We start from the raw sequence: 26,256 nt of genomic DNA, 5'->3' as shown, positions 1-26,256 counted from the left end.
GAGGTGCCGATGCCGGCAACACGACAGCTGACCCAGCATTTCGTCGACAGCGCCGACGGCGCGCGAATCGCTGTCTACGAAGAGGGCAACCCCGACGGTCCCACCGTCGTGCTGGTGCACGGCTTCCCGGACTCGCACGTGCTGTGGGACGGTGTCGTGCCGCTGCTGGCCGACCGGTTCCGCATCCTGCGGTACGACAACCGCGGCGTGGGCATGTCCTCGGCGCCCAAGCCGGTGTCGGCGTACACCATGGACCGGTTCGCCGACGACTTCGCCGCGGTGACCGGCGAGCTCAGCCCCGGCCGGCCCGTGCACGTGCTCGCCCACGATTGGGGGTCGGTGGGCGTGTGGCATTACCTGACGCGTCCGGGTGCCGGTGACCGGGTCGCCACCTTCACGTCGGTGTCCGGCCCGAGCCAGGACCAACTGGTCGACTACATCTTCAGCGGGCTGCGGCGGCCCTGGCGCCCCCACACCTTCGCCCGGGCGATCAGCCAGACGCTGCGGCTCAGCTACATGCTGTTCTTCTCGATCCCGGTGCTCGCGCCGCTGTTCCTTCGGCTGACGCTGTCGATCCCGGCGCTGCGGCGCAACGCGGTCGACAACATCCCGGTCGAGCAGATCCACCACTCGCCGCAGCTGGCCTCCGACGCCGCCCGTTCGGTGAAAACCTATCCCGCCAACTACTTTCGCTCCTTCTCCGGCCGCAGGCAGGGCGTCCACGTCGTCGACGTGCCGGTGCAGCTCATCGTCAACACCAAGGACAAGTACGTGCGGCCGTACGGCTACGACCACACGCCCCGCTTCGCGCCGCGGCTCTGGCGGCGCGACATCAAGGCCGGGCACTTCTCGCCGATGTCGCACCCGCAGGTGATGGCCGCGGCGGTGCACGACTTCGCCGATCTGGCCGAGGGCAAGCCGCCCAGCCGCGCGCTGCTGCGCGCGCAGGTCGGGCGCCCGCGCGGGTCCTTCGGCGACACCCTGGTGTCGGTCACCGGCGCCGGGAGCGGAATCGGTCGCGAAACGGCGTTCGCGTTCGCGCGCGAAGGCGCCGAGCTGGTCATCAGCGACGTCGACGAAGCCGCCGTCAAGGCCACGGCCGCCGAGATCGCCACCCGCGGCGGCGTCGCACACCCCTACGTGCTGGACGTGTCCGACGCCGACGCCGTGGAGGCGTTCGCCGAGCGGGTCAGCGCCGCGCACGGGCTGCCCGACATCGTGGTGAACAACGCCGGCATCGGCCACGCCGGGGGCTTCCTGGACACCCCGGCCGAGCAGTTCGATCGGGTGCTCGACGTCAACCTGGGCGGCGTGGTCAACGGGTGCCGGTCATTCGCGCGGCGGCTGGTCGAACGCGGCACCGGCGGATACATCGTCAACGTGTCGTCGATGGCCGCCTACGCCCCGCTGCAGTCGCTGAACGCCTACTGCACGTCGAAGGCGGCGACCTATATGTTCTCCGACTGCCTGCGCGCCGAACTCGACGCCGCCGGGGTGGGACTGACCACGATCTGCCCCGGCGTCATCGACACCAACATCATCAACACCACCCGCTTCGACGCGCCCGCGGGCAAGGCCGAACGGGTCGACGGCCGGCGGGGCCAGCTCGGGAAGATGTTCGCGTTGCGCCACTACGGCCCCGACAAGGTCGCCAACGCGATCCTGTCGTCGGTCAAGAAGAAGAAGCCGATTCGCCCCGTCGCGCCGGAAGCCTATGCGCTGTACGGTCTTTCGCGGGTGGCACCGCAAGGCCTGCGCAACTTCGCGCGGATGCGGGTGATCTGACGCGCCGTCAGGTGCCCGCCCGGGCCGCGCCCTGACGACCGGTCATCAACGCTCCGCCGATCGCGATCAGCCCGAGAACCGCCAGCGGGATCGACCACGCGCGCCGGCTGCCCACCGACGACTGGCATTGCGTCACATAGTCGGTGTGCGGAACGACCTGATTGAGGATCGGGATGTTCGCCACGCTGTTGTTGTTCGCGCTCCTGGCCGCGGAGAGGTCCATGGCGACGGCGTTGCCGCACCCGATCGAATGGCCGCTGCCGTCAGAAATCGACACCGGCGCCAATAGCCCGATCACGCCGGCCAGCAAAAGCACGGCGCCCACACCGAGGATCAACCGTCGCACCGTCACGATCCCGCCTTTCTTCGTACGTGTTTTCGACCGTGGGAGATTAGCCGTTGGGCGGGGCCGGTAAACCCGAAATTGACCGGATTTACCGCCCCGTTCGTGGGTATTCCGCCGCGGTAGTCGAGAGAGGAGTTGGGTCGTGGTGCTGATTGCGACGCGGGACGTGGCCGCGCCTTGCGAACGGGTGTGGGAAGTGCTGGCCCAGGGCTGGACCTACACCCAGTGGGTGGTGGGCAACAGCCGCATGCGGGCCGTCGATCCGAACTGGCCGGAGCCCGGCTCGTCGATCAGGCACTCGATCGGGATTTGGCCGTTGGTGATCGACGACGCCACGGTCGTGGAGGAGAGCGAACCGCCGCGCAAGCTGGTGCTGTGTGCGCGTCTGGGGCCGTTGGGCGCCGCACGGATCACGATCCTGCTGCACGAGACCCCGCAGGGGTGCCGGGTGGAGATGATCGAGGTGCCCGCCGAAGGCCCGATGGCGGCCGTCCCCGATTCGCTCGCGTTGGCCGCGGCCTACCCGCGCAACAAGGAGTGCCTCTGGCGGCTGGGGGCCCTGGCAGAGCGCAAGGTGCCGAGCCAGGTGAAGTGAGCGTGCCCGACACCGCCGACGCCGTCGTCATCGGGGCGGGACACCACGGGCTGGTTGCCGCCTCGATGCTGGCCGACGCGGGCTGGGACGTGCTGGTGCTCGAGGCCCAGCCGGAACCCGGCGGCGCCGTCCGCAGCGCCGAGCTGACGCCGGGCTACATCACCGACCTGTTCAGCTCGTATTACCCGATGACGGTGGCCTCACCGGCGATCGCGGCGCTCGAGCTTGCGGACCACGGCCTGCGCTGGTCGCACGCGCCCGCGGTGGTCGGGCATCCGCGCAGCGCGACCGACGACGACCCGCCCATCGTCTACCGCGACCCGGCGCGCACCGCAACGGAATTCGCGCGCCGGGAGCCGGCCGACGGCGAGAACTGGTGGCGGCTGGTGGATTTGTGGCAGCGGATCAAGTCGCCGCTGCTGGACGCCATGCTGGCGCCGTTCCCGCCCGTGCGCCCGCTGATGCGGCTGGTGACCAAACTCGGCACCTCCGAGGCGCTCCGGGTGGCGCGTCTGCTGGTGCAGCCGGCCAACGCAATGGCCGGTGAACTGTTCACCGGTGAGGCGCCGCGAGTGATGTTGCTGGGCAACGCAATGCACGCCGACGTCCCGCCGGATGCGCCCATCAGCGGCGCCATGGGATTCCTGATGACGATGCTGGCCCAGGATTGCGGCTGGCCGGTGCCGGTCGGGGGTTCGGGACAATTGACGGCCGCGCTGGTCAGTCGAGCCCGCTCCGCGGGTGCGCGAATCGAGTGCAACCAGAACGTTTCCCACATCCAGGTGCGGGGTGGCCGCGCGATCGGGGTGACGACGGTCGGGGGGCGCACCGTCGCCGCTCGCCGGGCGATCGTCGCCGACGTGACGGCGCCGCGATTGTTCTGCGACATGCTGCCCGCGAACGCGGTGCCACCCAAGCTGCGCCGCGACCTGGAGCACTTCGTGTGGGATCCGCCGGTGGTGAAGGTCAATTACTCGCTCAACGGGCGCATCCCCTGGCGGGCGAAGCGCCTGCAGGGCGTGGGCACCGTCCATCTGGGCGCCGACGGTGACGGGCTGGTCCGCTGGATGGCCGACCTGAACACCCGGGTGGTGCCCGAGCACCCGTTCATGTTGTTGGGGCAGACCACCACGGCCGACCCGAGCAGATCGCCGGCGGGCACCGAAAGCGTCTGGGCTTACACGCATTTGCCCCGCAACGTCGCCGACGACGCGTCGGCCGAGCGGCTCGCCGAAGCGGTGGACCGGGTCATCGAGGAACACGCGCCGGGTTTCGGTTCGGCGATCATCGACCGGTTCGTGCAACGCCCCTCCGACCTGGAGGCCAGCGACGCCAACCTGCACCTGGGCGCGCTCAACGGCGGCACCGCGCAATTGCAGCAGATGCTGATCTTTCGCCCGGCGCCCGGCATGGGGCGGGCCGAAACCCCGGTGCAGGGGCTATATCTGGGCAGCGCGTCGGCGACCCCGGGCGGCTCCGTGCACGGCGCCTGCGGGCGCAACGCGGCCAACGCGGCGCTGGCCGCCCACGGGATCACGGGCTGGCCGCGCCGCACGGTGAAACGGGCCGTCTTCTCGCTGACGACGGGGAAGCGCTAGCCCTTTTCGGCGATGTCCTCGAGCACCGCGAACATGGTGCGGGTCGGCACGCCGGTGCCGCCCTTGGGCGTGTACCCCCACGGGCTGCCGGTGTTGTACGCCGGGCCGGCCACGTCAATGTGCGCCCAGCCCACCCCGTCGGCGACGAACTCGCGCAGGAAAACCCCCGCCACCAGCATGCCGGCGAAGCGCTGGCCGCTGATGTTGGACAGGTCGGCCACTGTCGACTTCAGGTCATCCTTGAGTTCGTCGGGCAGCGGCATCGGCCAGCCGTTCTCGCCCACCCGCTGCGAGATCGCGGCGACCCGGTCGCGGAACTCGTCGCTGCCCATCACCCCGGGGATCCGGGCGCCCAACGCCACCGTCTGGGCGCCGGTCAACGTGGACGTCTCGATCAGGTAGTCCGGGTGGTCCTCACACGCGCGCACGATGGCGTCGGCCAGGATCAGCCGGCCCTCGGCGTCGGTGTTCTGCACCTCGACGGTGATTCCGCCGTACTGCGTCAGCACGTCACCGGGCCGCTGCGCGGTGCCCGACGGCATGTTCTCGGCCATCGGCACCGTGGCGATGACGTCGATCGGCAACCGCAGCTGCGCGGCCAGCGTCACCGTGGCGATGACCGCGGCCGCCCCGCCCATGTCCGAGGTCATGTGGTGCATCGACGCCGCCGGCTTGATCGAGATGCCGCCGGTGTCGAACGTGATGCCCTTGCCGACCAGCGCCACTTTCTTCGCCTGCTTGGGCTTCTTGGCCAGCTTCGAACCCCGGTGGGTCAGCCGCACCAGCCGCGGCGGCCGCGACGAGCCCTGGCCGACGCCGAGCACGCCGCCGTAGCCGGCCTTCTGTAGCGCCTTATCGTCGAGCACCTCCACCTCGAGGCCTACCGATTCACCCAAAGCCCTTGCGCGCCGGGAAAATTCGGCGGGAAAGAGGTGACTCGGCGGCGTGTTGACGAAGTCGCGAGCGGTGGCCACCGCGGTCGCCACGGCGGCGCCGTGCGCGCTGGCCGCTTTGGCGTCCTTCGAGGCGGACAGCACTGTGATCCTGCGCAGCCCTTTGTCTTTCGGCGCCGTCTTGCCGCTGCGGAACTCGGTGAACCGGTAGCTGCCCAGGATCAGTCCCTCGACGGCCGCCGAGCAGACGTCGTCACCGGGCAGCTCGCCCAGCGTCGTGATCACCGCCTCGGCGGTGCCCAGCGACCGCGCCGCCGCACCGGCGGCCCGACGGATCGTGTCGGCGGGCCACTCCGGTCGCGGTTTACCCAGGCCGATCGTCAGCACGCTGGACACCGGCAGCGACGGCACCACCAGGCGGTGGACCTGCTCACTGCCGCCGGTGGCGTCCAATGCGCGCAGGCCGGATTCGATCTCGGTGACAGCGTCGGCCGGCAGCATCGACCCGCCCGGGGCAAGCGCCGCCCCCGGCCGGTCCTCGTCGCCGGTCGAGACGATCGGCACGATCAATACCGAAGAGCCCGCCCGGCGTTTCGGCAGCGACGCGGCGACGTTTACGGAGGGGCTTTCATAGGTCAATTCGGTGGCCACGGGCAGTTACCCTAATCGCCGGAGCCCGCGCCGAGCTCGGCGGCGCCCCAACCGTCCAGCTCGAAGGCGACGATCGGCGCGTCGAAACCTTTGAGGTCAAACGGGCCACGGGGGATCGCCGGCCAGTCCGGCACCTGCTCGTGCAGGGCCGGATCGGCGAGGATCTGGCAGGGCGCCGCCGCCCCGACCAGACGCGCCGCCAGGTTGACCGGACTGCCGAAGTAGTCCCCGTTGATCGCCAGCACGGCGCCGTACGCCAGGCCGGCACGGACCCGCAGGCCCTCCTCGCGCGCCCGCGGATGGTTGACCAGGTCGGCCGCCGCCCGGGCGAGGCGCTCGGGCGACGCGCTCACCCACATCACCTCGTCGCCGATGAATTTGACCACCCGACCGCCATCGCGATGCACCACGTCTGCCACGGTTCCGGCGAACTCGTTGAGCAAATTCGAAAGCTGCGCGGGGGTAAGCGCGTGGGTGAGCACGGTGAAGCCGGACAGGTCCGCGAAACCGATGCCGCACACCACACTTTCCGAGGCGTCGCGAAGGACGCCTTCGAAATGGGTTCGGGCGCCGGTCAGATGGTGGCGGTGAACGACGTCGATCAGCGCGGAAATCCGGGGGACGAACTCCGCGACGGCGCGGTACGCCTGCGCCGTGGCGAGCTCGTCGTTGGTGTAGGTCATCTGGATGTCCGGCGTCCCGGCCCGGATCGCCGTTGACTCGGCCTCCGCGAGCCGGGCCATCGCCGCGCCGAGCACCCGCAGCAGCCCGAACGCGCCGTCCTCGCCCACCACCGTCTTCATTGCGACCCAGGTCCCCAGCGCGTCGACGTCGGCCTGGCTCAGCGCCGGAACGTCCGGCCCCGCGACCGTGAGGCCGAGCAGACCCCACGCGTGGGCCACTTCATCGGGCGACAGGCCGAGTTGTTCGGCCGCGGTCGCCATCGTGTGGATCGGGCGGCCCGACCATTGCAGGACGTCGCCGGCAAGCCCGAACAGCCGTCCGCGCTGCTCGGCTTCCACCATTTCGTCGACGGTGAAGCCGAGTTCGCCCAGGTACTTGATCAGGTCGCCGCGCTCGCGCGCATTAGCGATTCCGGCAGCCTCGAGCGCGTCGAAGTCGGGAGAATCGACCACCCGCCCAAGTGTGCCAGCACGCGGGATTAGGGTGAACCGTCGTGACCGATGACCTACAGCATGGCCCGTTGGAAGACCGCCACCGCGACTTGGGGGCCAGTTTCGCTGAGTTCGGCGGCTGGCTGATGCCCGTGGCGTACGCCGGGACCGTCAGCGAGCACAACGCCACCCGCAACGCCGTCGGCCTGTTCGACGTCAGCCACCTCGGCAAGGCGCTTGTGCGCGGGCCGGGTGCCGCCGAATTCGTCAACTCGACGCTCACCAACGACTTGAGCCGCATCGGGCCTGGCAAGGCCCAATACACGTTGTGCTGCAACGAATCCGGCGGCGTCATCGACGACTTGATCGCCTACTACGTCGCCGACGACGAGATCTTCCTGGTGCCCAACGCGGCCAACACCGCCGCGGTGGTCGAGGCGTTGCGGGCGGCCGCCGGGCCCGGGTTGACCATCACCAACGAGCATCGCTCCTACGCGGTACTGGCGGTGCAGGGCCCGCGATCGGCGGACGTGCTCGGTGGGCTGGGACTGCCGGCCGACATGGACTACATGGGCTACGCCGACGCCTCGTACGTGGGGGTGCCGGTGCGGGTGTGCCGGACCGGATACACCGGAGAGCACGGCTACGAGCTGCTGCCGCCGTGGGATTCCGCGGGTGTGGTGTTCGACGCGCTGGTCGCGGCGGTCGGCGCCGCCGGCGGCGAGCCCGCCGGCCTGGGCGCCCGCGACACGCTGCGCACCGAGATGGGCTATCCGCTGCACGGGCATGAACTGGCGCTGGACATTTCGCCGCTGCAGGCCCGCTGCGGCTGGGCGATCGGCTGGAAGAAGGACGCGTTCTTCGGCCGGGATGCGCTGCTGGCGGAGAAGGCGGCGGGACCGCGACGGCTGCTGCGCGGGCTGCGGATGGTCGGCCGCGGCGTGCTGCGCCCCGGCCTGACGGTGCTCGCCGGCCAGACGCCGGTCGGGGTCACCACGTCGGGGACGTTCTCCCCGACGCTGCAAGCCGGCATCGGGCTGGCGCTGATCGACACGGGCGCCGGAGTCGAGGACGGCCAGCGTGTCACCGTCGACATCCGCGGGCGCGCCGCGGAGTGCGAAGTCGTTCGGCCGCCCTTCGTCGAAGCGAAAACCCGCTAGTGCCGCCGGTTCAGTGAAAAGCCCGTTCCCAGGCGGATATACAATCAGCCCCATGACCAGCGGCTCGCTTGAGTTCACGGTTTCGCGCTCGGCCAACCCCAAGACCGACGCCGAACGTGAATCCATCCTGGCCGAGCCCGGTTTCGGCAAATACTTCACCGACCACATGGTGTCGATCGACTACGACGACGGGCGGGGCTGGCACAACGCGCGCGTCATTCCGTACGGCCCGATAGAGCTCGACCCGTCGGCGATCGTGCTGCACTACGCGCAGGAGATCTTCGAAGGGCTCAAGGCGTACCGCTGGGCGGATGGCTCGATCGTGTCGTTCCGCGCCGAGGCCAACGCCGCGCGGCTGCGGTCGTCGGCGCGGCGGCTCGCGATGCCCGAACTGCCCGACGAACTGTTCATGGGATCACTGTGTCAACTCATCGCCGTCGACAAGCCCTGGGTTCCGGCCGCCGGGGGCGAAGAGGCGTTGTATCTGCGCCCGTTCATCATCGCCACTGAGCCCGGACTGGGCGTACGGCCGTCCAAGCAGTACCGCTACCTGCTGATCGCGTCGCCGGCCGGGGCGTACTTCAAGGGCGGCATCAACCCGGTCACTGTCTGGGTGTCGACGGAGTACGTGCGCGCGAGCCCGGGCGGCACGGGCGCGGCCAAGTTCGGCGGCAACTACGCCGCCTCCCTGCTGGCGCAGGCCGAGTCCGCCGCGCACGGGTGCGACCAGGTGGTGTGGCTGGACGCCGTCGAGCGCCGCTTCGTCGAAGAGATGGGCGGCATGAACATCTTCTTCGTGTTCGGCAGCGGCGGGTCGGCGCGGTTGGTCACCCCCGAGTTGTCCGGCTCGTTGTTGCCGGGGATCACCCGGGATTCGTTGCTGCAGTTGGCGATTGACGCCGGATTCGCCGTCGAGGAACGCAAGATCGACATCGACGAATGGCAGAAGAAGGCCGCCGCCGGCGAGATCACCGAGGTCTTCGCCTGCGGTACCGCCGCCGTCATCACCCCCATCTCGACCGTGAAGTACGGCGATACCGAGTTCACAATCGCCGACGGCCAGCCCGGTGAGGTGACGATGGCGCTGCGCGACACGCTGACCGGGATCCAGCGGGGGACCTTCGCCGACACCCACGGCTGGATGGCCCGGCTGGGCTGAGTTCCGCCCGAATGCCCGTCCAGCCGGGCAGCCGGGCCCGAGCGCCCGGCTGGCCGGGCGCGCGCACCTAGAACCGCACCAATGCCGCGAGCGCCACGGCGCTCACCGTCGTGGTCAGCTCGATGGCGGCACCCAGCACGTCGCCGGTGATGCCGCCGAATCGTCGCACGCAGTGCCGCACCAATACCGCCGCGCAGCACAGCCCCGCCAGCACCGCCACCGGCCCCTGCCACGGCCGCGGTCCGGCCGCCAGCGCAGCGACGAGCAGCGCCGCGACCCAGGCCGCTACCGCGATCACCGGCTGGCTGCCGGCGACCCGCGCGCCCAGGGCGCTGCCCGCCGCCGCCGGCACCGACCGGCGGGTGGCCAGCACCGCGGCGACCCGGCCGGCGACGACCGCCACGGCGACGCCGACGAGCCCCGGCCTGCCCGCCGCCCCGAGCGCCGCGAAGGCCAGCCCCTGCAGCGCGATCACCACGACGACGGCCGCCGCCCCGAACGGTCCGCTCGACCCGTCGCGCATCACCGCCAGGGCGCGCTCGGGCGGCCCGTAACAGCCCAGCCCGTCGGCCGTATCGGCGACACCATCGACGTGCAGGGCGCGGGTCGCCAGCAGCAGCGCCGCGACGGCGAGCAGGCCGGACAGCGGACTGGACGGGCCGAACGCGTGAGCCCCGCCCCACGTCACCGCGGCGGCCAACGCACCCAGGGCGGCGCCCACCACCGGCAGCGCCGTCATCGCGCCGCGGCCCAGCGGCGCGTCCTGACAACGCGGGATGGGCAGGATCGTACCGAACGCGAAAGCCGTTGCCAGCGAACGCATCACGACGGAGGAGCGGACTGGTCGGACACACCGGCCTGGGTGAACGTGGCCATCGACGACAAGGTCGCCACCGCGGCGCGCAGCACCGGCAGCGCCAGCGCGGCGCCGCTTCCCTCGCCGAGCCGCATCCGCAGGTCCAGAATCGGCTCCAGGCCGAGCTCGGTCAGCGCCAGGGCATGACCGGGCTCGGTGGACCGGTGACCGGCCTGCCACCACAGCCGGGCGCCGGGCGCCAGCCGCTCGGCGACCAACGCGGCGGCCGCCACCGCCATCCCGTCGAGCAGCAGCGGGGTGCGCCGCGCGGCGGCCTGCGCGCAGAAGCCCGCCATCGCGGCCAGGTCGGCGCCGCCGGCGCAGCGCAGCAACGCCACCGGGTCCGGCAGCACCAGCCGCGTCCGGAACAGCGCATCGCGCACCGCGGCCGTCTTGCGCGCCCATCCCGCGTCGTCGACCCCGCTGCCGAAGCCCACCACCGCGACCGGCTCGGCGTTCGTCAGCGCCGCCACCAACACCGCGGACGGGGTCGTGTTCCCGATCCCCATGTCCCCGGCGATCAGCAGGTCGGCGCCGGCGTCGACCTCCTCGTCGGCGATGTCCCGGCCCGCGGCGATCGCCGCGACGGCCTCGTCGCCGGTCAGCGCGTCCTCGACGGTGATGTCGCCGCTGCCGCGCCGCACCTTGTGGGCGCCGATCCGGTCCGTCAGCGCATCGCCCGCCACCGCCAGGTCCGCGACACGCACCGTCGCGCCCGCGATATCGGCCAGCGCATTGATCGCCGCGCCGCCGGCATCGAAGTTGGCCACCATCTGAGCGGTCACCTCCGGCGGGTAGGCCGACACCCCGGACCGGGCGACACCGTGGTCGCCGGCGAACACCACCACCCGTGCGCGCTCGAATTGCCTTGGGGGGCATTGCGCTTGACACGACGCGACCCACACCGACAGGTCCTCGAGGCGGCCCAGCGCACCCCTGGGCTTGGTCAGGGTGTCCTGGCGGGCGCGGGCGGCGGCGGCGACGCCCGCATCGGGCGGCGATATCGGCGCGAATTCCATCAGGTCCCCGGCGGCTTGATCGGCACCGCCTGCCCGGCCACCACCAGCACTACCCGGTCGCAGAGCTCGGCGACGCGCTGGTTGAGGCTGCCCAGTTCGTCGGCGAACCGCCGCCCGGACGCGGTGGCCGGGACGACGGCCAACCCGACCTCGGGGCTGACTAGCACCAGCGTGGAGCCGAATGCGCCGACGGCGGCGAGCAAGTCGCGGACCGGCGCCGCCACCGACCCGCCGTCCCACCCGCGGTGCCGGTCCAGCGTGCCGGTCAGCCAGGTGCCCAGGTCGTCGACGAGCGTCGGCGTGTTCGGCGACCCGCGCAGCCGGCTTGCGATGTCTTCGGTTTCGACCGTCGACCAATGCCCGGGTCGGCGGCTGCGGTGCTCGGCGACCCGGTCCGCCCAGGCCGCGTCGCCCGCACCGGTCGGCCCGGGGGCCAGGTAGCAAACCGGGTGGCCGGCGGGCACCGCGTCGGCGATGGCCTCCTCCGCCCACCGGGATTTGCCCGACCTGATCCCGCCGAGCACCAGCGTGCGCACCGCGCTCAGGCGGCTTTCCGGCGACGCCTAAGCAACATTCGCGCCGCGCTGGACTTGGGGCCGCGGCGTCCGCAACCGTCGCATCTGCGATGCCCGGCTTGCGGCGTACAGGCCCAGCTTCCAACGGCTTTCGGTGTTGTCGGGGAACTTGGCGTCCACCAGCTTGCTCACCTTGCGGCCCAGGAGCAGCCCGTCGGCCATCATCACGCCCATCAGCAGCAGCATCGCCGGGGAGACGTAGAGCTGCAGCTGCGGGGTGGTGAACATGGCGAACATCAGGAACAGCGTTGCCGGCATGAACAGGCCGAGCAGGTTGCGCCGGGAGTCCACCACGTCGCGCACGTAGCGCCGGATCGGGCCCTGGTCCCGCGGGAGCAGGTAGGCCTCCTCGCCGGCCATCATGCGCTCCCGGCGGTTCGCCATCTTGGCGCGGTTGGCCGCCCGGTCGGCCTTGCGCTCCTCGCGGCTGAGCTTGGGACCGGCCAGCGATTTGCGGCGCGCCCGCGCCTCCGCCGCGGTCATCGGTGCGGGCGCGACAGGACCCTTCCGCGCGGTGCGCCGCGCCTGGTCGCGTTTGGGCGTGGGCCGGCCCTTGGGGCTGGTCCCACGCGAACCGCGCGGCGTCGTCTCGGCGCCGGCGGCGCCCACCGCGGCGGTGGCCTCGTCGAGGTCTTCGTCCTGGCTTTTCTTACGGCCCATCAACTTCACAGAGGCCAGGTTACTTCGCTGATGGCCCGTCTCGGAATTGCCTTGGAATCCTTGCTATTGGACCTGCGTCAGCGCCTCACTTCGCCATACTCTTACCAGTGATGAACGGCTGCCTGTAATGGATGACGGGTCGATGGCCTCGGATGATGCTGCCTTGGGCCTGGCCCCCGGCCGTCTTCAGTTGCCCGCCATGGTCGTTCTGGTCGCCCCGGATTGCTATGGCGATTCCATGACGGCCGTGGAGGCCGCGGCGGCAATCGCGACCGGGTGGACCCGTTGCCGACCGGGGGATCGGTTCATCGTCGCCCCGCAGTCCGACGGTGGCCCCGGCTTCGTCAAGGTGCTCGCCAGCCGGCTGGGGGGCAAGACGCGACGGCTGCGGGTGTCCGGGCCGCTGTCGACGATGGTCGAGGCCGAATGGTTGTTCGACCCCGCCACGACGACTGCGTACCTGGAATGCGCGCAGGCGTGCGGCCTGGCCCTGCTGGGCGGTCCGCCCACGCCGGAGACCGCGATGGCCGCCCACAGCAGGGGAGTCGGGCAGCTAATCGCCGAGGCGCTGCGCGCGGGGGCGACGCGCATCGTGGTCGGGCTTGGCGGCAGCGCGTGCACCGACGGCGGGCAGGGCATGATCGCCGAACTCGGCGGGCTGGATTCCGCCCGCCGCCAACTGGCCAACGTGGAGCTCGTCGCCGCCTCCGACACGGAGTACCCCCTGCTCGGACCGTGGGGCGCGGCCAGGGTCTTCGGACCGCAAAAGGGCGCCGACACGGTCACCGTCGCGGCCCTGGAAGTCCGCCTGCAGGCGTGGGCGCTCATCCTGGAAGCGGTCGCCGGCCGCGACGTGAGCTCCGAACCGGGCGCGGCCGCGGCCGGCGGCATCGGTGCCGGGCTGCTCGCCCTCGGCGGCCGGTGCGAGTCGGGCGCGGCGATCATCGCCCATCACACCCGACTGGCCGCCGATCTGGACATGGCGGAGCTGATCGTCACCGGGGAGGGCCGCTTCGACGAGCAGTCGCTGCACGGCAAGGTGGTGGGCTTTCTCGCGGACGCCGCCCGGCCGCGGGGACTGCCGGTGATCGTGCTGGCCGGCCAGGTGGGCCTGGACAACGCCACGGTGCGTTCGGCGGGCATCATGTCGGCCCTGTCCATCGCCGACCACGCCGGATCGGTGCGGCTGGCCCAGGCCGACGCGGCCAATCAGCTCATGGGTCTGGCATCGGTGGTCGCGGCGCGGCTCGGGAATAGCGGTCCCGCAAGGTACCGTTGAAGCAGTGGGCTTTGTCCGGGCGTCCCGTACCAGCGGAGCCTCAAGGTCCCATCCGACGATGAGGCATGTAGGAGAAGCAATGACGGTGCAAAACGAGTCGAACGCCAAGACCCACGGCGTGATCCTGACCGAGGCCGCCGCCAGCAAGGCAAAGTCCCTGCTCGACCAGGAGGGGCGGGATGACTTGGCGTTGCGTATCGCGGTCCAGCCGGGCGGGTGCGCCGGCCTGCGCTACAACCTCTTCTTCGACGACCGGACGCTGGACGGCGACCTGACTGCCGAGTTCGGCGGCGTGACGCTGACGGTGGACCGGATGAGCGCGCCCTACGTGGAAGGCGCGTCCATCGATTTCGTCGACACCATCGAGAAGCAGGGCTTCACGATCGACAACCCGAACGCCACCGGTTCGTGCGCCTGCGGCGACTCGTTCAACTGACCGGGTTTCCCTCGCTCAGTACGAGCCCCCGGTGCGGAGCACGTACGAGCACACCATGATCTGGCCCCGCTGAAACAGCAGCTGGGCGATGCCCTGCAAGTCACCGCGCATCGGACCGCCGCCCGCGGGTGACGCCCGCATGGTGAACAGCGCCTGGGCCTGGTACTGCGACAGGTACACGATCTTGTCGATCGAGGTCACCTCGACCTGGGAAAACTGCTTGCGGAACGCATCGCTGCTCAACTTCGCCAACGCCTGGTCGGACCGTTTGTCGCGGACGGCGTCGTACATGCCGCACAGCGCGTTGCGTTCGATCTCCTGGATGTCGCGGTGGTCGAGCGCGTCCAGGTACCCCTGGATCGCCGTCTTGGCGGCGCCCTCGGAGAAGGTGGCGCCGGTGTTGGCGCCGTTGGTGCGGACGCCGTAGACGATCGCCACGGTGAGGGCGGCCACCAGCGCGATGGCCAACAGAAGCCCGATGATCAGCCGCCGCTTGGACCGTCGCTGCGGGTACGGCATCGGCGGGGGTGGCTGCCCGGCATAATTGGCGGGAGCCGCACCGCCGGAGCGGGGGTCGGCGGGGAACTCGAGCGGCTGAGATTCGCCCTGGGGCTCAGGCCCGCCGGGTCCGCCACCGCCGACAGTGTGCTTCGGCGAATGCGGACCTGCCATCGTGGTTCTCCTACGGTGGTAGACGGGACTGCGTGCGGGATACCCAACCGAGCATCGTGGTCCCGGCGACTTGAGCGAGTTCCCTAGGGAGGCTAGCGCACCGCTTCGCGCCGACAGCGGACACAGCGACGGTCCGGAGGCGTGCGTAAGCTAGATAACCTTACTAACGAAGGGCGGAGACATTCGTGACGATCGTGGTGACAGGTTCGATTGCGACCGACAATTTGATGCGGTTCCCCGGCAAGTTTTCCGAGCACCTGCTGGCCGAGCATCTGCAGAAGGTATCCCTCAGTTTTCTGGTCGACGACCTGGTGATTCACCGCGGCGGTGTGGCGGGAAACATCGCCTACGCCATCGGCGTGCTCGGCGGTGACGTGGCGCTGGTGGCCGCGGCCGGCAATGACTTCGACGGCTACCGGCAGTGGCTGCAGTCGCACGGCGTCAACTGCGACAAGGTGCTCATCTCCGAGACGGCCCACACGGCGCGCTTTACCTGCACCACCGACGTCGACATGGCCCAGATCGCGTCGTTCTACCCCGGCGCCATGTCGGAGGCCCGCAACATCAAGCTCGCCGACGTGGTGTCGGCCATAGGTGAGCCGGACCTGGTGATCATCGGGGCCAACGACCCGGACGCGATGGTGGTGCACACCGAGGAATGCCGCAAGCTGGGCCTGCCCTTCGCCGCCGACCCGTCCCAGCAGCTGCCCCGCCTGTCCGGCGCCGAGATCGACAAGCTCGTCGACGGAGCCGCCTACCTGTTCACCAACGACTACGAGTGGGAGCTGCTGCTCAACAAGACCGGCTGGTCGGAAGCCGACGTGCAGGGCAAGGTCGGCCTGCGGGTCACCACGCTGGGCCCCAAGGGCGTGGACATCGTCGAACCCGACGGCACGACGACGCACGTCGGCGTGGTGCCCGAGACCAGCCAGACCGACCCCACCGGCGTCGGCGACGCGTTCCGCGCCGGTTTCCTCACCGGGCGCACCGCCGGTCTGAGCCTGGAGCGCTCCGCGCAGCTGGGCTCGCTGGTCGCCGTGCTGGTCCTGGAATCGACCGGCACGCAGAACTGGGACTGGAACCGCGAGACGGCGGTGAGCCGATTGGCCGGGGCCTACGGCGACGACGCGGCCAACGAGATCGCCGCGGTGCTCGCCTCGTCACCGCGAGCGTAACCACGCTGCGATCTAGGGCGTGGTTTTTCGCGGTGCGGCTACGCTCGCGACGTTGCCTGGCTAGAGCTGCACGGGATAGTGCGGCTCGCTGATCTGCGGCACCACGCTGTGCTCGACGAAGATCGCGTGCCAGAGCATGAAGATCAGCAGCGTCCAGAGCCGGCGGCTGTGATCGCTGACGCCGTTGCGGTGCTCGTCGAGCATCCGCCGGACGGCGGTCAGGTCCACGAGGTGACCGGCTTGCGACGCGGCCACCAACCCGTAGGCCCAGTCCAGCAATTCACCGGCGCGCAGCCAATGCCGGATCGGCACCGGGAACCCGAGCTTGGGCCGGTGCAGCACGTGCGCGGGAACGATCGGCTCCAGGGCCCGCCGCAGCGCGTACTTGGTGGTGGTGCGGGTGATCTTGGCCTCGACGGGCAGTCGCGAGGCGACGGCGAACACCTCCGGGTCCAGGAACGGCACCCGCAGCTCCAGCGAGTTGGCCATCGTCATCTTGTCGGCCTTGACCAGGATGTCGCCGCGCAGCCAGGTGAACAGGTCGACGTGCTGCATGCGGGCCACCGGGTCCCAGCCCATCGACTCGGCGTACAGCGGCGCCGTGACGTCGGTGTGCGTCCAGTCCTCGCGGAAACCGGGCAGCACGTCGCGCAGCTGGGCGTCGGAGAAGCTGCGGGCGTTGCCGTAGTAGCGCTCCTCGAGCGTCAGCGAGCCGCGGTGCAGCAGGCTCTTGCCGCGCATGCCCTCCGGCAGCGGCTTGGACATCTTGCCCATCGACCGCCGCAGCGGCCGCGGCAGGTAATCGAAGGGCTTGAGCGACAACGGTTCCCGATAGATCGTGTAGCCGCCGAACAGCTCGTCGGCCCCCTCCCCGGACAGCACCACCTTGACGTGCTTGCGGGCCTCCCGGGCGACGAAGAACAGCGGCACCAGCGCGGGGTCCGCCACGGGTTCGTCGAGATACCAGACGATTTCGGGCAGGGCGGCCACGAACTCGTCGGGATGGACCACCTTGGCGATGTGGCGGGCGCCGATCGCCTCGGCGGAGGCCACGGCGACGTCGATCTCGGAGAACCCCTCCCGCTCGAAGCCGGTGGTGAAGGTGATCAGCTTGGGGTTGTGCCGGATGGCCAGCGCCGCGATGGCGGTCGAATCGATACCCCCGGACAGAAACGCCCCGACGGTGACGTCGGCGCGCATGTGCTTGGCCACCGAGTCCTCGAGCACCGCGGTGATCTCGTCGTAACGGGCCTGTTCGGTGTCGCGGGTGATCGGTGTGGCGGCGAAGCGTGGCACGAAGTAGCGGGTGACCTCGGGCTGCCGCCCGGCCCGGATTCGCGCGTAGCAGCCCGATTCCAGCCGGCGCACGCCGCGGTGCAGCGTCTCGGGCTCCGGCACGTACTGCAGGACGGTGTAGTGCTGCACGGCCCGCTGATCGATCCGGGTGTCGAACCCGGCCAACTCCGCCAGATCGAGCAGACATTTCTTCTCGCTGGCCACCGCCGTGCCACCGGTGCCGGTCGCCATAAACAGCGGTTTGATACCGAAAGGGTCTCGGGCGCAAAATAATTCGAGGGTGGCGGTGTCCCACAGGGCGAAGGCGAACATGCCGCGCAGCCGGGTGAGCACGTCGACACCCCAGTAGTGATAGCCGGCGACGATGGCCTCGCCGTCGCCGCCGGTGGCGAAGACGGCGCCGTGCCGGGCGGACAGCTCGTCGCGGAGCTCGAGGTAGTTGTAGATCTCGCCGTTGAACACCAGCACGTAGCGGCCGGGTGCCTCCGGCGGGCCCCATCGCAGCGGCTGATGCGAGTGCGCGATGTCGATGATCGAGAGCCGGTTGAAGCCGAACACCGCGCCTCCCGCGGAGCCTGCGGCTCCTAGGTCGGTCCACGTGCCCGGCTCGTCGGGCCCGCGGTGGCGCATCAAATGCGACGCGCGCGCGATCGCATCGTCGGCCCGGGCGGCGTCGGCATTGCCCGGGGCGGCGACAAACGCCAGCAGACCACACACGGCGCCCCAGTATGCCGCACGTCGGGGACGCTCGTGGCGGTCGCACCCGTACGCCGGTGACGGCACGGCGGGCCGGGGTTTCGTCGCTGCGGTCAGCGGCGTGGTCTACGCTGCGTAGTATTCGATATCCGAGCAGGAGGCGCCGACGTGACACCTCGCGAGCAGGCCCGTTCGCAACGTTTGTCGCAGGGCAGGTTTGAGAGCCTTTCCAGCCGCCGTTCCGGGGGCGTCCGGCAGGGTCTGTCCCGTCGTATGCGGCCGCTGGCGCTGGCCGTGACGTTCGCCGTGCTGGCGGTGACCCTGAGCGGATGCAGCTGGGTGGACGTGCTGGGCCTGGGCTGGCCCAAGGGCATCACGACGCAGGCGCACTTCAACCGGCAGCTGTGGCTCGGAGCGACGATCGCCTCGCTGGTGGTCGGGGTCATCGTGTGGGGGCTGATCTTCTGGGCGTCCGCGTTCCACCGGAAGAAGGCGACGGACACGGAGCTGCCGCGCCAGTTCGGCTACAACATGCCCCTGGAACTGGTGTTGACGGTGACGCCGTTCCTGATCATCTCCGTGCTGTTCTACTTCACCGTGGTGGTGCAGGAGAAGATGCTGCACGTCGACAAGGACCCAGAGGTGGTGGTCGACGTCACGGCCTTCCAGTGGAACTGGAAGTTCGGCTATCAGAGCGTCAACTTCAAGGACGGCACGATGACCTACGACGGTGCCGACCAGGCCCGCAAGAACGCGATGGTCTCCAAGCCCGAGGGCAAGGACGCCCACGGCGAGGAGCTCGTCGGGCCGGTCCGCGGGCTGAACACCTCGGACCGCACGTACCTGAACTATGACAAGGTCGAAATTCTGGGAACCAGCGACGAAATCCCGGTGCTGGTGCTGCCCACCGGCAAGCGCATCCAGTTCCGGTTGGCGTCGGCGGACGTGGTCCACACGTTCTGGGTGCCGGAGTTCCTGTTCAAGCGCGACGTCATCCCCAATCCCGAGGCGAACAACTCGGTGAACGTCTTCCAGGTCGACGACATCAGCAAGCCGGGGGCTTTCGTCGGGCACTGCGCCGAGTTCTGTGGCACGTATCACTCGATGATGAACTTCGAGGTGCGGGCGGTGTCGCCCAACGACTTCAAGGCGTACCTGCACCAGCGGATCGATGGAAAGAGCAACGCCCAGGCATTGCAGGCGATCGGTCAGGCGCCGGTCGCGGTGAGCACGCATCCGTTCGACACCCGCCGCGGCCAGTTGTCCGGAAGTCAGTAGGTTAGGACACCAAATGCATATTGAAGCCAGGCTTTTCGAATTCATCGCCGGGTTTTTCATTGTGGTTTCGGTGCTCTATGGGGTGCTGACAGCGCTTTTCGCCACCGGCGGTGAGGAATGGGCGGGCACGACCGCACTGGCGCTGACCGGCGGGCTGGCGTTGATCGTGGCCACCTTCTTCCGGTTCGTGGCGCGCCGCATCGACACCCGGCCCGAGGACTACGAGGGCGCCGAGATCAGCGACGGAGCAGGTGAATTGGGCTTTTTCAGCCCGCACAGCTGGTGGCCGATCCTGGTCGCCCTGTCGGCCTCGGTGAGCGCGGTCGGTATCGCGCTGTGGCTGCCCTGGCTGATCGCCGCGGGGGTGACGTTCGTCCTCGCATCGGTCGGCGGACTGGTCTTCGAGTACTACGTCGGACCTGAGAAGCACTGATCCGCTCCGGCCAAGGTCACAATCAGATCACGTGATCTGCGGCCGCTTCGCCAGGACATCTTCGCCCCTCTGTGTTTCGGTAGTGTTTTGCCCAGGCAAATGACAATTTCTCAAGCGCGCGCGCAACGATCCGGCCGCGGGGCCCCGCGCGCTGGTGAGGCAGTCGGACAGGGTAGGCGAGGATGAGCGGGCCGAAACCCCCGGAATGGGAAGCTGAGGAACCCGATTCCGTGGACGAGGCTCCCCACCAACCGCATCCCGGCGGCGAGCCCGCGGACGCCCAAGAACACGGTTCCGAGGCCGAACTGGAACCCTTCGCCGACCACGCCGAGCCGGGCGCCGACCAGACCGGCCAGACCGACGCCTATTCGCGGGCCTATTCGGCACCTGAGTCGGAGCATTTCGTCAGCGGCCCGTACCTGCCGGCCGATCTCAGGCTCTACGACTACGACACCTTCGACGAGTCGGCCGACACCGAGGACGAAGGCGGCGCCCCGCGCTGGCCGTGGGTGGTCGGGGTCGCCGCCATCCTGGCCGCCATCGCGCTCGTGGTGTCGGTGTCCCTGCTGTTCGCGCGCACCGACACCACCAAGCTGGCCAACCCCAACACCACCACCACCGTCCCGTCGACGCCGCCGATGCAGGACGAGATCACCACGACCAAGCCGGAGCCCCCGCCGCCTCCTCCGCCTCCACCGACGACTGAACCACCACCCCCACCAGCAACGGAGACACAGACTGTGACGGTGACGCCTGCACCGCCGCCGCCGGCGCCGGCGCCCGCTCCGGCGCCACCCCCGGCCACCTCGACGGCCGCAGCGCCACCGCCGACGACGACACCGACCGGGCCGCGGCAGGTCACCTACTCGGTGACCGGCACCAAGGCGCCCGGCGACATCATCTCGGTGACCTACGTCGACGCGTCGGGGCGGCGGCGCACGCAGCACAACGTCTACATCCCGTGGTCGATGACCGTCACGCCGATCTCACAGTCCGACGTGGGATCCGTCGAGGCGTCGAGCCTCTTCCGGGTCAGCCGGCTGAACTGCTCGATCACGACGAGCGACGGAACGGTCCTGTCCTCGAACAACAACGACGCGCCGCAGACGAGCTGCTGATGGTCAGCAGGTATTCGGCGTACCGCCGAGGGGCGGGGGACCGCCCCATTTCGCCCGACGTCGTCGACCGCATACTGATCGGGGCGTGCGCCGCCATCTGGCTGGTATTGCTGGGCGTGAGCGTCGCCGCGGCGGTCGCGCTGGCGGACTTGGGACGGGGCTTTCACAGGGCAGCCAGCAGCGCGCACACCACCTCTTGGGTGCTGTATGCCGTGATCATCGTGTCCGCGCTGATCATCGCCGGGGCGATCCCGATGCTGTTGCGGGCCCGCCGGATGGCCCAGACCGACCCGTCCGCCCGGGGGATGACCGCGCCCAGCCGGCCGCCGGTGCGCCTGATGTCCCCTGCGCCGCGCACCGCGGCCGAACGGGCGCGACAACCGAGGGCGTCGGCTCAGGCGGCCGACTCCGAGTGGTCGGGTGAATCGGTCGATCGGGTCTGGTTGCGCGGCACCGTGCTGTTGGCCGGCGCGATGGGCGCCGCGCTGGTCGCGGTGGCGACGGCAACCTACCTGATGGCCGTGGGCCACGACGGCCCGTCCTGGGTCGCGTACGGGGTCGCAGGGGTCGTCACCGCGGGGATGCCGGCGATCGAGTGGCTGCACGTTCGCCGGCTGCGCAGCATCGTCGCCGCGCAGTAGGCGCTTCCTACGACGCCTTGGCGTACCTGCGCACCAAGTCGTCCTCGCGGAACGTGCCGGTGTGTTGGGTGCCGTTGTCGTCGCGGCCGAAGAACGTCCAGCGCCGGGGAGTTGTCTGCGGCCCGCTGATCATCTTTACGGTGAAGCGCAGCTGGGTGGGGCTCAGCGTGCCGATGATGTCACCGACCCGAATCTTTGAAGGGTGGACCTCTGGCGCGTCGCCCCAGTCCTGTATTGCCATTACGCCCATCCTCACCGTGTCGGCCCTCCGCTCACCCGGACAGCGCCACGGTCAGGCACTCGCCACTCTAGTGCACCGGACGGGGTCGGGCCGGTTTGCCGAGCCGAGCCGCGCCGTCCGGTCACCCTGGCCGCCCCTGGGGGCCACCGGTGGCGTAGCGTCGACGGCGAGCCATTTCGTTGTCACCGGTGGTGCGCCGCGCGCCTTGCGGACGCCATCCACGGGCAATGCGATTCCTCCGTCCGCCCCGCGATCGCCGGGGCGAACGACGCCGACGTGAAGGAAACCGCCCGTGGAAGCTGCGACCGTGCCTGGCCGGGACCGCCAGGTCCTCGGATGACCGCATTGTTCGCGCACCGACGCCGAGCCAATCCCGTCCGGCTGTCGGTGGCTCGTGAACTCGGCCGCGCCATCGACGGCGCGTGGTGGCCGCGCGCGGACCGCATCACCAACGAATTGCCCGATCTGGTCGCCGTCCTGACTCCCTTGCTGGGCGACATCGACGCCATCAACGTCAACTGGCCACCGCTGCAGCGGCCACCCGACCTGAACTGGGCGGGATGGGAACGCAAACGCCAACACGTGATGACGATCATCGGGGTCGACGCGCGCGTCAACCTGCTGATCATCCCGTACGCGACCCACAGCGCGCTCGCCCTGATGGTGATGCGCTGCGCGGCCGACCTACCCGTCGAGGCACGCGACCAGGCGAAGCCGGCCTTCGTGACCGCCGGCTCCATCCTGCGGGCCGCCCAGCAACAGTGCGGAACGGGCCTCACCGAACCAGCGCGAAGCTAGTGGTGCTCGCCGTTCTCGCCGTTTGACCCGACGGTGCTCTCCTGGTGTTCGCGCAGCGCGGTGAGGGCACGTTGCTCGGAGCTGTGTGCCGCCTCGCGCAGGGCCGCGTCCTCCGACGCCGGGTCGGCGAACAAGAAGCTGCCGCTACCCGGCGAACCGGCCGAGCCCAGCTTGTTCATCCGCTTGGGCAGCGCCGCGCCCTGGTACTCGAGCGGTATCGGGTGGCCGTGGTCGTCAACGGGGCCGAGCGGCTGATGCAGCTCGATGTAGGCGCCGTGCGGCAGCCGCTTGATGATGCCGGTCTCGATGCCGTGCGCGAGCACCTCGCGGTCGCTGCGCTGCAGCGCGATGCACCACCGGTAGGTGATGAAGTAGACCAGCGGCGGCAGGATGACCATGCCGATGCGGCCGATCCACGTCGTCGCGTTGAGAGAGATCTGGAACTTCAACGCGATGATGTCGTTCATCGCCGCCAGCGTCAGCAACATGTAGAACGAGATCGCCATCGCGCCAATGGAAGTGCGCACCGGTGCATCGCGCGGCCGTTGCAGCAGGTTGTGGTGCGCGTAGTCGCCGCTGAACCGCTTCTCCAGGAAGGGGTAGATGATCAGCAGGACGAAGATCAACCCCATCAGCAGCGCCACCCAGACGGCGGCGGGGATGGTGTGGTGCCAGAAGTAGAACTCCCACGGCGGCCAGATGCGCGCCAGCCCCTCGGTCCACATCATGTAGAAGTCCGGCTGCGAGCCGGCCGAGACGTGGGATGGCTTGTAGGGGCCCAGGTTCCAGATCGGGTTGATCTGCAGCAGCCCGCCCATCAGGCCGAGCACGCCGACGATCGCGGCGAAGAACGCGCCGGATTTCACCGCGAAGATCGGCATCACCCGCACGCCGACGACGTTGTGCTCGGTACGGCCCGGGCCGGGGAACTGGGTGTGCTTCTGGAACCACACCATCGCCAGGTGCAGCCCGATCAGCGCCAGGATGATCCCCGGCAGCAGCAGGATGTGCAGGGCGTACATGCGCGGGATGATGGCGCCCACCGCCGCGCATTCGTTGCCCACGCCACCGCAGGGGAAGTCACCACCGAACAGCGCCCAGTGCAGCCACGTGCCGATCACCGGCATTCCCAGCGTGATCGAGGACAGGGCGGCGCGCAGACCGATGCCGGACAACAGGTCGTCGGGCAGCGAGTAGCCGAAGTACCCCTCGAACATGGCCAGGATCAGCAGCAGCGAACCGATCACCCAGTTCGTCTCCCGGGGGCGGCGGAACGCGCCGGTGAAGAAGATGCGCGCCAGGTGCACCATGATCGCGGCCGCGAAAATCAGTGCGGCCCAGTGGTGTACCTGCCTGACGAACAGGCCGCCACGCACCTCGAACGAGATGTCGAGAGTCGAGGCGAACGCCTTGGACATGTCGACACCGCGCAGCGGTTGGTAGGCGCCGTTGTAGGTGACCTCGGCCATCGACGGGTCGAAGAACAGCGTGAGATACACACCGGTGAGCAACAGCACGATGAAGCTGTACATCGCGATCTCGCCCAGCAGGAACGACCAGTGCGTCGGGAAGACCTTGTTGAGCTGCCGGCGCACCGCCGCAGACGGGTGATAGCGGGTGTCGATGTCTTCGCCTTGGCGGGCGAGGATTTCGCCGATCTTGGGCGGTTTGGGGGGACTCAGTTTTGGACTCATGATGTTGTGCGCTCCCAAAATGCCGGTCCGACGGGCTCGATGAAGTCACCGTTGGCAACCAGATACCCGTTGGTGTCGATCGTGATGGGCAGTTGCGCCAGCGCGCGGGCCGCCGGGCCGAAGATCGGCTTGGCGAAGTGCAGGGCGTCGAACTGCGACTGGTGACAGGGGCACAAGATTCGGTAGGACTGCTGCTCGAAAAGCGAAGCGGGGCAACCCAGGTGCGAGCAGACCTTGGTGTAGGCGAACAGCTCGCCGTAGTTGAAGCTCTCCTGGCCCTGGCGCTTGACCACCCGAGGCATGTCGGACGGCCGGACCCGGATGAGCATCACGGGGTTGCGGACACCCTGGTTGATCGCGCGGAGCTTTTCCTGTGATTCCGGCGTGGTGCCGTCACCGTCGGATTCGCGCCAGGGGAAGACGGTCTCCATGCCGCCGGCGTCGAGGTCTTCGGGTCGCATCTTGACGAAGGGCGAAGCGCCGGCCGAGCCGGTGGCCCGGGCGAGGAAGATGGTCTCGCCCTCATACCGCGGTGTCCAGCCGGACGTCCACAGCACCGCCTTCTTCCCGTTGGCGGTGGGCACCACGGGTTTCCACGGGTTCTTGATCAGACCACCGGCAAACGCCACCAGGGTCGACAGGCCGAACGCGCCGAGGCCCAGTCCCAGCGACAACCCGATCACCTTGCGGCGCCGCAGCGTCGAGCCGTCCAGGGCGTCGGTCAGGTTGGCCACCACCGTCTTGCGGTCGATCTCCCGGGAGGCGCCGTCATGCCGCTCCTGGATCGAAATCTCTTCGGGGATAAACCTTTTCTGGTAGAGGATCGTGCCGATGGCGATCGACAGGATCGACATCCCGAAGGTCAGCCCGTACAGCGGGGTGGCCAGGTCGTACAGCAGGCTGCCGGGTGCGGCCTTCGGCTTGTACTCCCAAGGCCAGAACAGGAAGACGAGCAGCAGCGCCAGGCCGAAACCGCCGCCGAGCAACAGCCACAGGGCGACGCCACGCTCGGCGCGCTTCTCGGCTCTGGTGCCCTCGACGGGCCAGCGCGGTTCCTTGACGATCGTCTTGACGCCGTCGAGCTTGCCGCCCAGCGCCACCAGCTCCTGCTGCGACATCGCGGCCAGCGCCGCGTCGTCGGGCTCCCGCTCGCCGACACCCTGGGCAGACCCGCCGGTGTCAGAGCCGCGAACGTCCTTTTCGCTCATGATGCTCGTGCCCCAATCCACAGTGCCAAACCGATGGCGGCGACCATCCCGATGATCCACGCAGCCATGCCCTCGGGCGCGGGCCCGAATCCGCCGAGGCCGTAGCCGCCGGGCTGGCGCTCTTCGGTGACCGCCTTGATGTAGCCGATGATGTCCTTCTTGGCTTCGAAGGACAGCTGGCGGTCGGAGAACTTCGGCATGCTCTGCGGGCCGGTCCGCATCGCCGCCAGGATCTGCTGCTCGTTGGGCGCATCCAGGGCCGGCGCGTACTTGCCCGACGACAGCGCCCCACCGCGACCGGTGAAGTTGTGGCACGAGGAGCAGTTCAGCCGGAACAGGTCCCCGCCGCGACCGAGGTCGTCGCCGCGCAGCGACTTCATGGCCAGGCTGCCGTCCGGGTTGCGCACCGTGGTCGGACCGCCGCCGTTGGCCTGCACGTACGCGCCCAGCGCGTCGACCTGCGCCTCGTCGAAGATCGGCTCCTTGCGCGGCGCCTGGGCCTCGCCGGTCATCGCGGGCATCCGGCCGGTGGACACCTGGAAGTAGACGGCCTCCTCGCCGACGCCGATGAGGCTGGGCCCGCGGTCGGGCACACCTTGCAGGTTGGCGCCGTGACACGACACGCACGATGTGTCGAACAGCTGCTTGCCGGTCCGCAGCAGCGCCGAGGACGACTCGTCGGCGACGGCCACCTGCGGGCGTGGCGTCAGCACGGCGGCCAGGCCGCCGGCGACGGTCAGCGCGATCAGCAGCAGCAGGCCGCCCGACAAGCGGCGGCGCAACCGCCGCCGGGAGCGATCGCTGGCGGCTTTACGCGGCTGCCCGGACCGCGCACCGGATCGGGTGGACCCCAGTTTCTTCAACCCAGCACTCCTGTTC

The 26,256-nt window shown here is 69.6% G+C and carries 26 protein-coding genes; 13 read left to right on the top strand and 13 right to left on the bottom strand.

Going from position 1 to position 26,256, the window contains the following annotated elements:
- Positions 1-9: 9 nt before the first annotated feature.
- The gene (locus tag KXD96_RS18810; protein WP_260738697.1) at positions 10-1,785 is read left to right on the top strand and encodes an SDR family oxidoreductase; all 1,776 of its coding nucleotides are present in this window, start codon (positions 10-12) and stop codon (positions 1,783-1,785) included.
- A 7-nt stretch (positions 1,786-1,792) separates the two neighbouring features.
- On the opposite strand, the gene KXD96_RS18805 is transcribed toward KXD96_RS18810, so the two are convergent.
- Positions 1,793-2,137: an aminopeptidase gene (locus KXD96_RS18805; RefSeq protein ID WP_260738695.1), complete on the bottom strand. Its 345-nt coding sequence runs from the start codon at positions 2,135-2,137 to the stop codon at positions 1,793-1,795.
- Between the two features lie 139 nt (positions 2,138-2,276).
- Here KXD96_RS18805 and KXD96_RS18800 point away from each other — a divergent pair, with 139 nt between their 5' ends.
- Positions 2,277-2,726, top strand: coding sequence for an SRPBCC domain-containing protein (locus KXD96_RS18800; protein ID WP_260745447.1), 450 nt, complete (start codon positions 2,277-2,279; stop codon positions 2,724-2,726).
- Positions 2,723-4,324 (top strand): NAD(P)/FAD-dependent oxidoreductase, encoded by a 1,602-nt coding sequence (locus KXD96_RS18795; protein WP_260738694.1) that lies wholly within the window; start codon positions 2,723-2,725, stop codon positions 4,322-4,324. The genes KXD96_RS18800 and KXD96_RS18795 overlap by 4 nt, the downstream gene beginning before the upstream one ends.
- On the opposite strand, the gene KXD96_RS18790 is transcribed toward KXD96_RS18795, so the two are convergent.
- Positions 4,321-5,868 carry a leucyl aminopeptidase gene (locus tag KXD96_RS18790; RefSeq protein WP_260738692.1) on the bottom strand — a complete coding sequence of 516 codons (1,548 nt, stop codon included), beginning with the start codon at positions 5,866-5,868 and terminating at the stop codon, positions 4,321-4,323. The two genes, KXD96_RS18795 and KXD96_RS18790, sit on opposite strands and share 4 nt — an antisense overlap.
- Positions 5,869-5,879: 11 nt before the next feature.
- Positions 5,880-7,004 carry an adenylate/guanylate cyclase domain-containing protein gene (locus tag KXD96_RS18785; RefSeq protein WP_260738690.1) on the bottom strand — a complete coding sequence of 375 codons (1,125 nt, stop codon included), beginning with the start codon at positions 7,002-7,004 and terminating at the stop codon, positions 5,880-5,882.
- A gap of 41 nt (positions 7,005-7,045) precedes the next feature.
- On the opposite strand from KXD96_RS18785, the gene gcvT reads away from it, so the two are divergent.
- Both gcvT and KXD96_RS18775 read left to right on the top strand, forming a co-directional pair.
- The gene (gene gcvT / locus KXD96_RS18780; RefSeq protein ID WP_260738688.1) at positions 7,046-8,143 is read left to right on the top strand and encodes a glycine cleavage system aminomethyltransferase GcvT; all 1,098 of its coding nucleotides are present in this window, start codon (positions 7,046-7,048) and stop codon (positions 8,141-8,143) included.
- Between the two features lie 52 nt (positions 8,144-8,195).
- Positions 8,196-9,302, top strand: coding sequence for a branched-chain amino acid aminotransferase (locus KXD96_RS18775; protein WP_260738687.1), 1,107 nt, complete (start codon positions 8,196-8,198; stop codon positions 9,300-9,302).
- Between the two features lie 67 nt (positions 9,303-9,369).
- Here KXD96_RS18775 and KXD96_RS18770 read toward each other — a convergent pair whose 3' ends face one another.
- From KXD96_RS18770 to KXD96_RS18755, 4 genes are read right to left on the bottom strand one after another with little or no spacing between them, the layout of a single operon-like run.
- Positions 9,370-10,128, bottom strand: a complete 759-nt coding sequence (locus KXD96_RS18770) for an adenosylcobinamide-GDP ribazoletransferase (protein WP_260738685.1) — start codon at positions 10,126-10,128, stop codon at positions 9,370-9,372.
- Positions 10,125-11,180, bottom strand: coding sequence for a nicotinate-nucleotide--dimethylbenzimidazole phosphoribosyltransferase (gene cobT / locus KXD96_RS18765; RefSeq protein ID WP_260745446.1), 1,056 nt, complete (start codon positions 11,178-11,180; stop codon positions 10,125-10,127). The genes KXD96_RS18770 and cobT overlap by 4 nt, the downstream gene beginning before the upstream one ends.
- Positions 11,177-11,713 (bottom strand): bifunctional adenosylcobinamide kinase/adenosylcobinamide-phosphate guanylyltransferase, encoded by a 537-nt coding sequence (locus tag KXD96_RS18760; protein ID WP_260738684.1) that lies wholly within the window; start codon positions 11,711-11,713, stop codon positions 11,177-11,179. The genes cobT and KXD96_RS18760 overlap by 4 nt, the downstream gene beginning before the upstream one ends.
- Positions 11,714-11,740: 27 nt before the next feature.
- Positions 11,741-12,421 (bottom strand): DUF3043 domain-containing protein, encoded by a 681-nt coding sequence (locus tag KXD96_RS18755; RefSeq protein WP_260738681.1) that lies wholly within the window; start codon positions 12,419-12,421, stop codon positions 11,741-11,743.
- A 190-nt stretch (positions 12,422-12,611) separates the two neighbouring features.
- Here KXD96_RS18755 and KXD96_RS18750 point away from each other — a divergent pair, with 190 nt between their 5' ends.
- Positions 12,612-13,691: a glycerate kinase gene (locus KXD96_RS18750; protein ID WP_260745445.1), complete on the top strand. Its 1,080-nt coding sequence runs from the start codon at positions 12,612-12,614 to the stop codon at positions 13,689-13,691.
- 79 nt (positions 13,692-13,770) lie between these two features.
- Positions 13,771-14,127 carry an iron-sulfur cluster assembly accessory protein gene (locus KXD96_RS18745; RefSeq protein ID WP_260738677.1) on the top strand — a complete coding sequence of 119 codons (357 nt, stop codon included), beginning with the start codon at positions 13,771-13,773 and terminating at the stop codon, positions 14,125-14,127.
- A 15-nt stretch (positions 14,128-14,142) separates the two neighbouring features.
- On the opposite strand, the gene KXD96_RS18740 is transcribed toward KXD96_RS18745, so the two are convergent.
- Positions 14,143-14,799: a hypothetical protein gene (locus KXD96_RS18740; RefSeq protein ID WP_260738675.1), complete on the bottom strand. Its 657-nt coding sequence runs from the start codon at positions 14,797-14,799 to the stop codon at positions 14,143-14,145.
- 185 nt (positions 14,800-14,984) lie between these two features.
- Here KXD96_RS18740 and KXD96_RS18735 point away from each other — a divergent pair, with 185 nt between their 5' ends.
- Positions 14,985-15,974 carry a carbohydrate kinase family protein gene (locus tag KXD96_RS18735; RefSeq protein WP_260738672.1) on the top strand — a complete coding sequence of 330 codons (990 nt, stop codon included), beginning with the start codon at positions 14,985-14,987 and terminating at the stop codon, positions 15,972-15,974.
- 60 nt (positions 15,975-16,034) lie between these two features.
- On the opposite strand, the gene asnB is transcribed toward KXD96_RS18735, so the two are convergent.
- A complete protein-coding gene (asnB, locus tag KXD96_RS18730; RefSeq protein WP_260738670.1) occupies positions 16,035-17,987 on the bottom strand; it encodes an asparagine synthase (glutamine-hydrolyzing) in 1,953 nt (650 codons plus the stop codon).
- 147 nt (positions 17,988-18,134) lie between these two features.
- Here asnB and KXD96_RS18725 point away from each other — a divergent pair, with 147 nt between their 5' ends.
- The 4 genes from KXD96_RS18725 to KXD96_RS18710 all read left to right on the top strand — a co-directional run bounded on the left by KXD96_RS18725 (position 18,135) and on the right by KXD96_RS18710 (position 21,436).
- Positions 18,135-19,244 (top strand): cytochrome c oxidase subunit II, encoded by a 1,110-nt coding sequence (locus tag KXD96_RS18725; protein WP_260738667.1) that lies wholly within the window; start codon positions 18,135-18,137, stop codon positions 19,242-19,244.
- Between the two features lie 13 nt (positions 19,245-19,257).
- Positions 19,258-19,677 carry a cytochrome c oxidase subunit 4 gene (locus tag KXD96_RS18720; RefSeq protein ID WP_260738665.1) on the top strand — a complete coding sequence of 140 codons (420 nt, stop codon included), beginning with the start codon at positions 19,258-19,260 and terminating at the stop codon, positions 19,675-19,677.
- Between the two features lie 182 nt (positions 19,678-19,859).
- A complete protein-coding gene (locus KXD96_RS18715; RefSeq protein ID WP_260738663.1) occupies positions 19,860-20,795 on the top strand; it encodes an MmpS family protein in 936 nt (311 codons plus the stop codon).
- On the top strand, positions 20,795-21,436 hold the full coding sequence (locus KXD96_RS18710; RefSeq protein WP_260738661.1) for a DUF2561 family protein: 642 nt from the start codon (positions 20,795-20,797) through the stop codon (positions 21,434-21,436). The genes KXD96_RS18715 and KXD96_RS18710 overlap by 1 nt, the downstream gene beginning before the upstream one ends.
- Before the next feature lie 7 nt (positions 21,437-21,443).
- Here the strand turns inward: KXD96_RS18710 and KXD96_RS18705 are convergent, their stop codons facing one another.
- Positions 21,444-21,677, bottom strand: a complete 234-nt coding sequence (locus tag KXD96_RS18705; protein WP_260738659.1) for a hypothetical protein — start codon at positions 21,675-21,677, stop codon at positions 21,444-21,446.
- Between the two features lie 336 nt (positions 21,678-22,013).
- Between KXD96_RS18705 and KXD96_RS18700 the strand changes: the two genes are divergently transcribed.
- On the top strand, positions 22,014-22,475 hold the full coding sequence (locus tag KXD96_RS18700) for a DUF5994 family protein (RefSeq protein WP_260738657.1): 462 nt from the start codon (positions 22,014-22,016) through the stop codon (positions 22,473-22,475).
- Here the strand turns inward: KXD96_RS18700 and KXD96_RS18695 are convergent.
- Genes KXD96_RS18695 through KXD96_RS18685 form a run of 3 tightly spaced genes read right to left on the bottom strand, consistent with a single transcriptional unit; the run spans position 22,472 to position 26,240 of the window.
- On the bottom strand, positions 22,472-24,169 hold the full coding sequence (locus KXD96_RS18695; RefSeq protein ID WP_260738654.1) for a cytochrome bc complex cytochrome b subunit: 1,698 nt from the start codon (positions 24,167-24,169) through the stop codon (positions 22,472-22,474). The two genes, KXD96_RS18700 and KXD96_RS18695, sit on opposite strands and share 4 nt — an antisense overlap.
- Positions 24,166-25,377: a ubiquinol-cytochrome c reductase iron-sulfur subunit gene (locus tag KXD96_RS18690; RefSeq protein ID WP_260738652.1), complete on the bottom strand. Its 1,212-nt coding sequence runs from the start codon at positions 25,375-25,377 to the stop codon at positions 24,166-24,168. Before KXD96_RS18690 ends, KXD96_RS18695 begins: the two co-directional genes overlap by 4 nt.
- Entirely contained in the window at positions 25,374-26,240 is an 867-nt protein-coding gene (locus KXD96_RS18685) for a cytochrome c (RefSeq protein WP_260738649.1), read from the bottom strand. Before KXD96_RS18685 ends, KXD96_RS18690 begins: the two co-directional genes overlap by 4 nt.
- Positions 26,241-26,256 lie beyond the last annotated feature (16 nt).

Source organism: Mycobacterium sp. SMC-2 (assembly GCF_025263485.1).
In the GTDB taxonomy this organism is placed as follows: domain Bacteria; phylum Actinomycetota; class Actinomycetes; order Mycobacteriales; family Mycobacteriaceae; genus Mycobacterium.
Note: the sequence above shows the minus strand (reverse complement) of the source record. Positions and strands in the feature narration are given on the sequence as shown.

What these genes read in the sequence shown, in the direction of transcription:
- KXD96_RS18810 (WP_260738697.1), top strand. Translation starts at nt 10, where the DNA reads ATGCCGGCAACACGACAGCTGACCCAGCATTTCGTCGACAGCGCCGAC.
- KXD96_RS18695 (WP_260738654.1), bottom strand. Translation starts at nt 24,169, where the DNA reads ATGAGTCCAAAACTGAGTCCCCCCAAACCGCCCAAGATCGGCGAAATC.
- KXD96_RS18745 (WP_260738677.1), top strand. Translation starts at nt 13,771, where the DNA reads ATGACGGTGCAAAACGAGTCGAACGCCAAGACCCACGGCGTGATCCTG.
- KXD96_RS18750 (WP_260745445.1), top strand. Translation starts at nt 12,612, where the DNA reads ATGGTCGTTCTGGTCGCCCCGGATTGCTATGGCGATTCCATGACGGCC.
- KXD96_RS18690 (WP_260738652.1), bottom strand. Translation starts at nt 25,377, where the DNA reads ATGAGCGAAAAGGACGTTCGCGGCTCTGACACCGGCGGGTCTGCCCAG.
- KXD96_RS18740 (WP_260738675.1), bottom strand. Translation starts at nt 14,799, where the DNA reads ATGGCAGGTCCGCATTCGCCGAAGCACACTGTCGGCGGTGGCGGACCC.
- KXD96_RS18775 (WP_260738687.1), top strand. Translation starts at nt 8,196, where the DNA reads ATGACCAGCGGCTCGCTTGAGTTCACGGTTTCGCGCTCGGCCAACCCC.
- KXD96_RS18700 (WP_260738657.1), top strand. Translation starts at nt 22,014, where the DNA reads ATGACCGCATTGTTCGCGCACCGACGCCGAGCCAATCCCGTCCGGCTG.
- KXD96_RS18715 (WP_260738663.1), top strand. Translation starts at nt 19,860, where the DNA reads ATGAGCGGGCCGAAACCCCCGGAATGGGAAGCTGAGGAACCCGATTCC.
- KXD96_RS18710 (WP_260738661.1), top strand. Translation starts at nt 20,795, where the DNA reads ATGGTCAGCAGGTATTCGGCGTACCGCCGAGGGGCGGGGGACCGCCCC.
- KXD96_RS18720 (WP_260738665.1), top strand. Translation starts at nt 19,258, where the DNA reads ATGCATATTGAAGCCAGGCTTTTCGAATTCATCGCCGGGTTTTTCATT.
- KXD96_RS18705 (WP_260738659.1), bottom strand. Translation starts at nt 21,677, where the DNA reads ATGGCAATACAGGACTGGGGCGACGCGCCAGAGGTCCACCCTTCAAAG.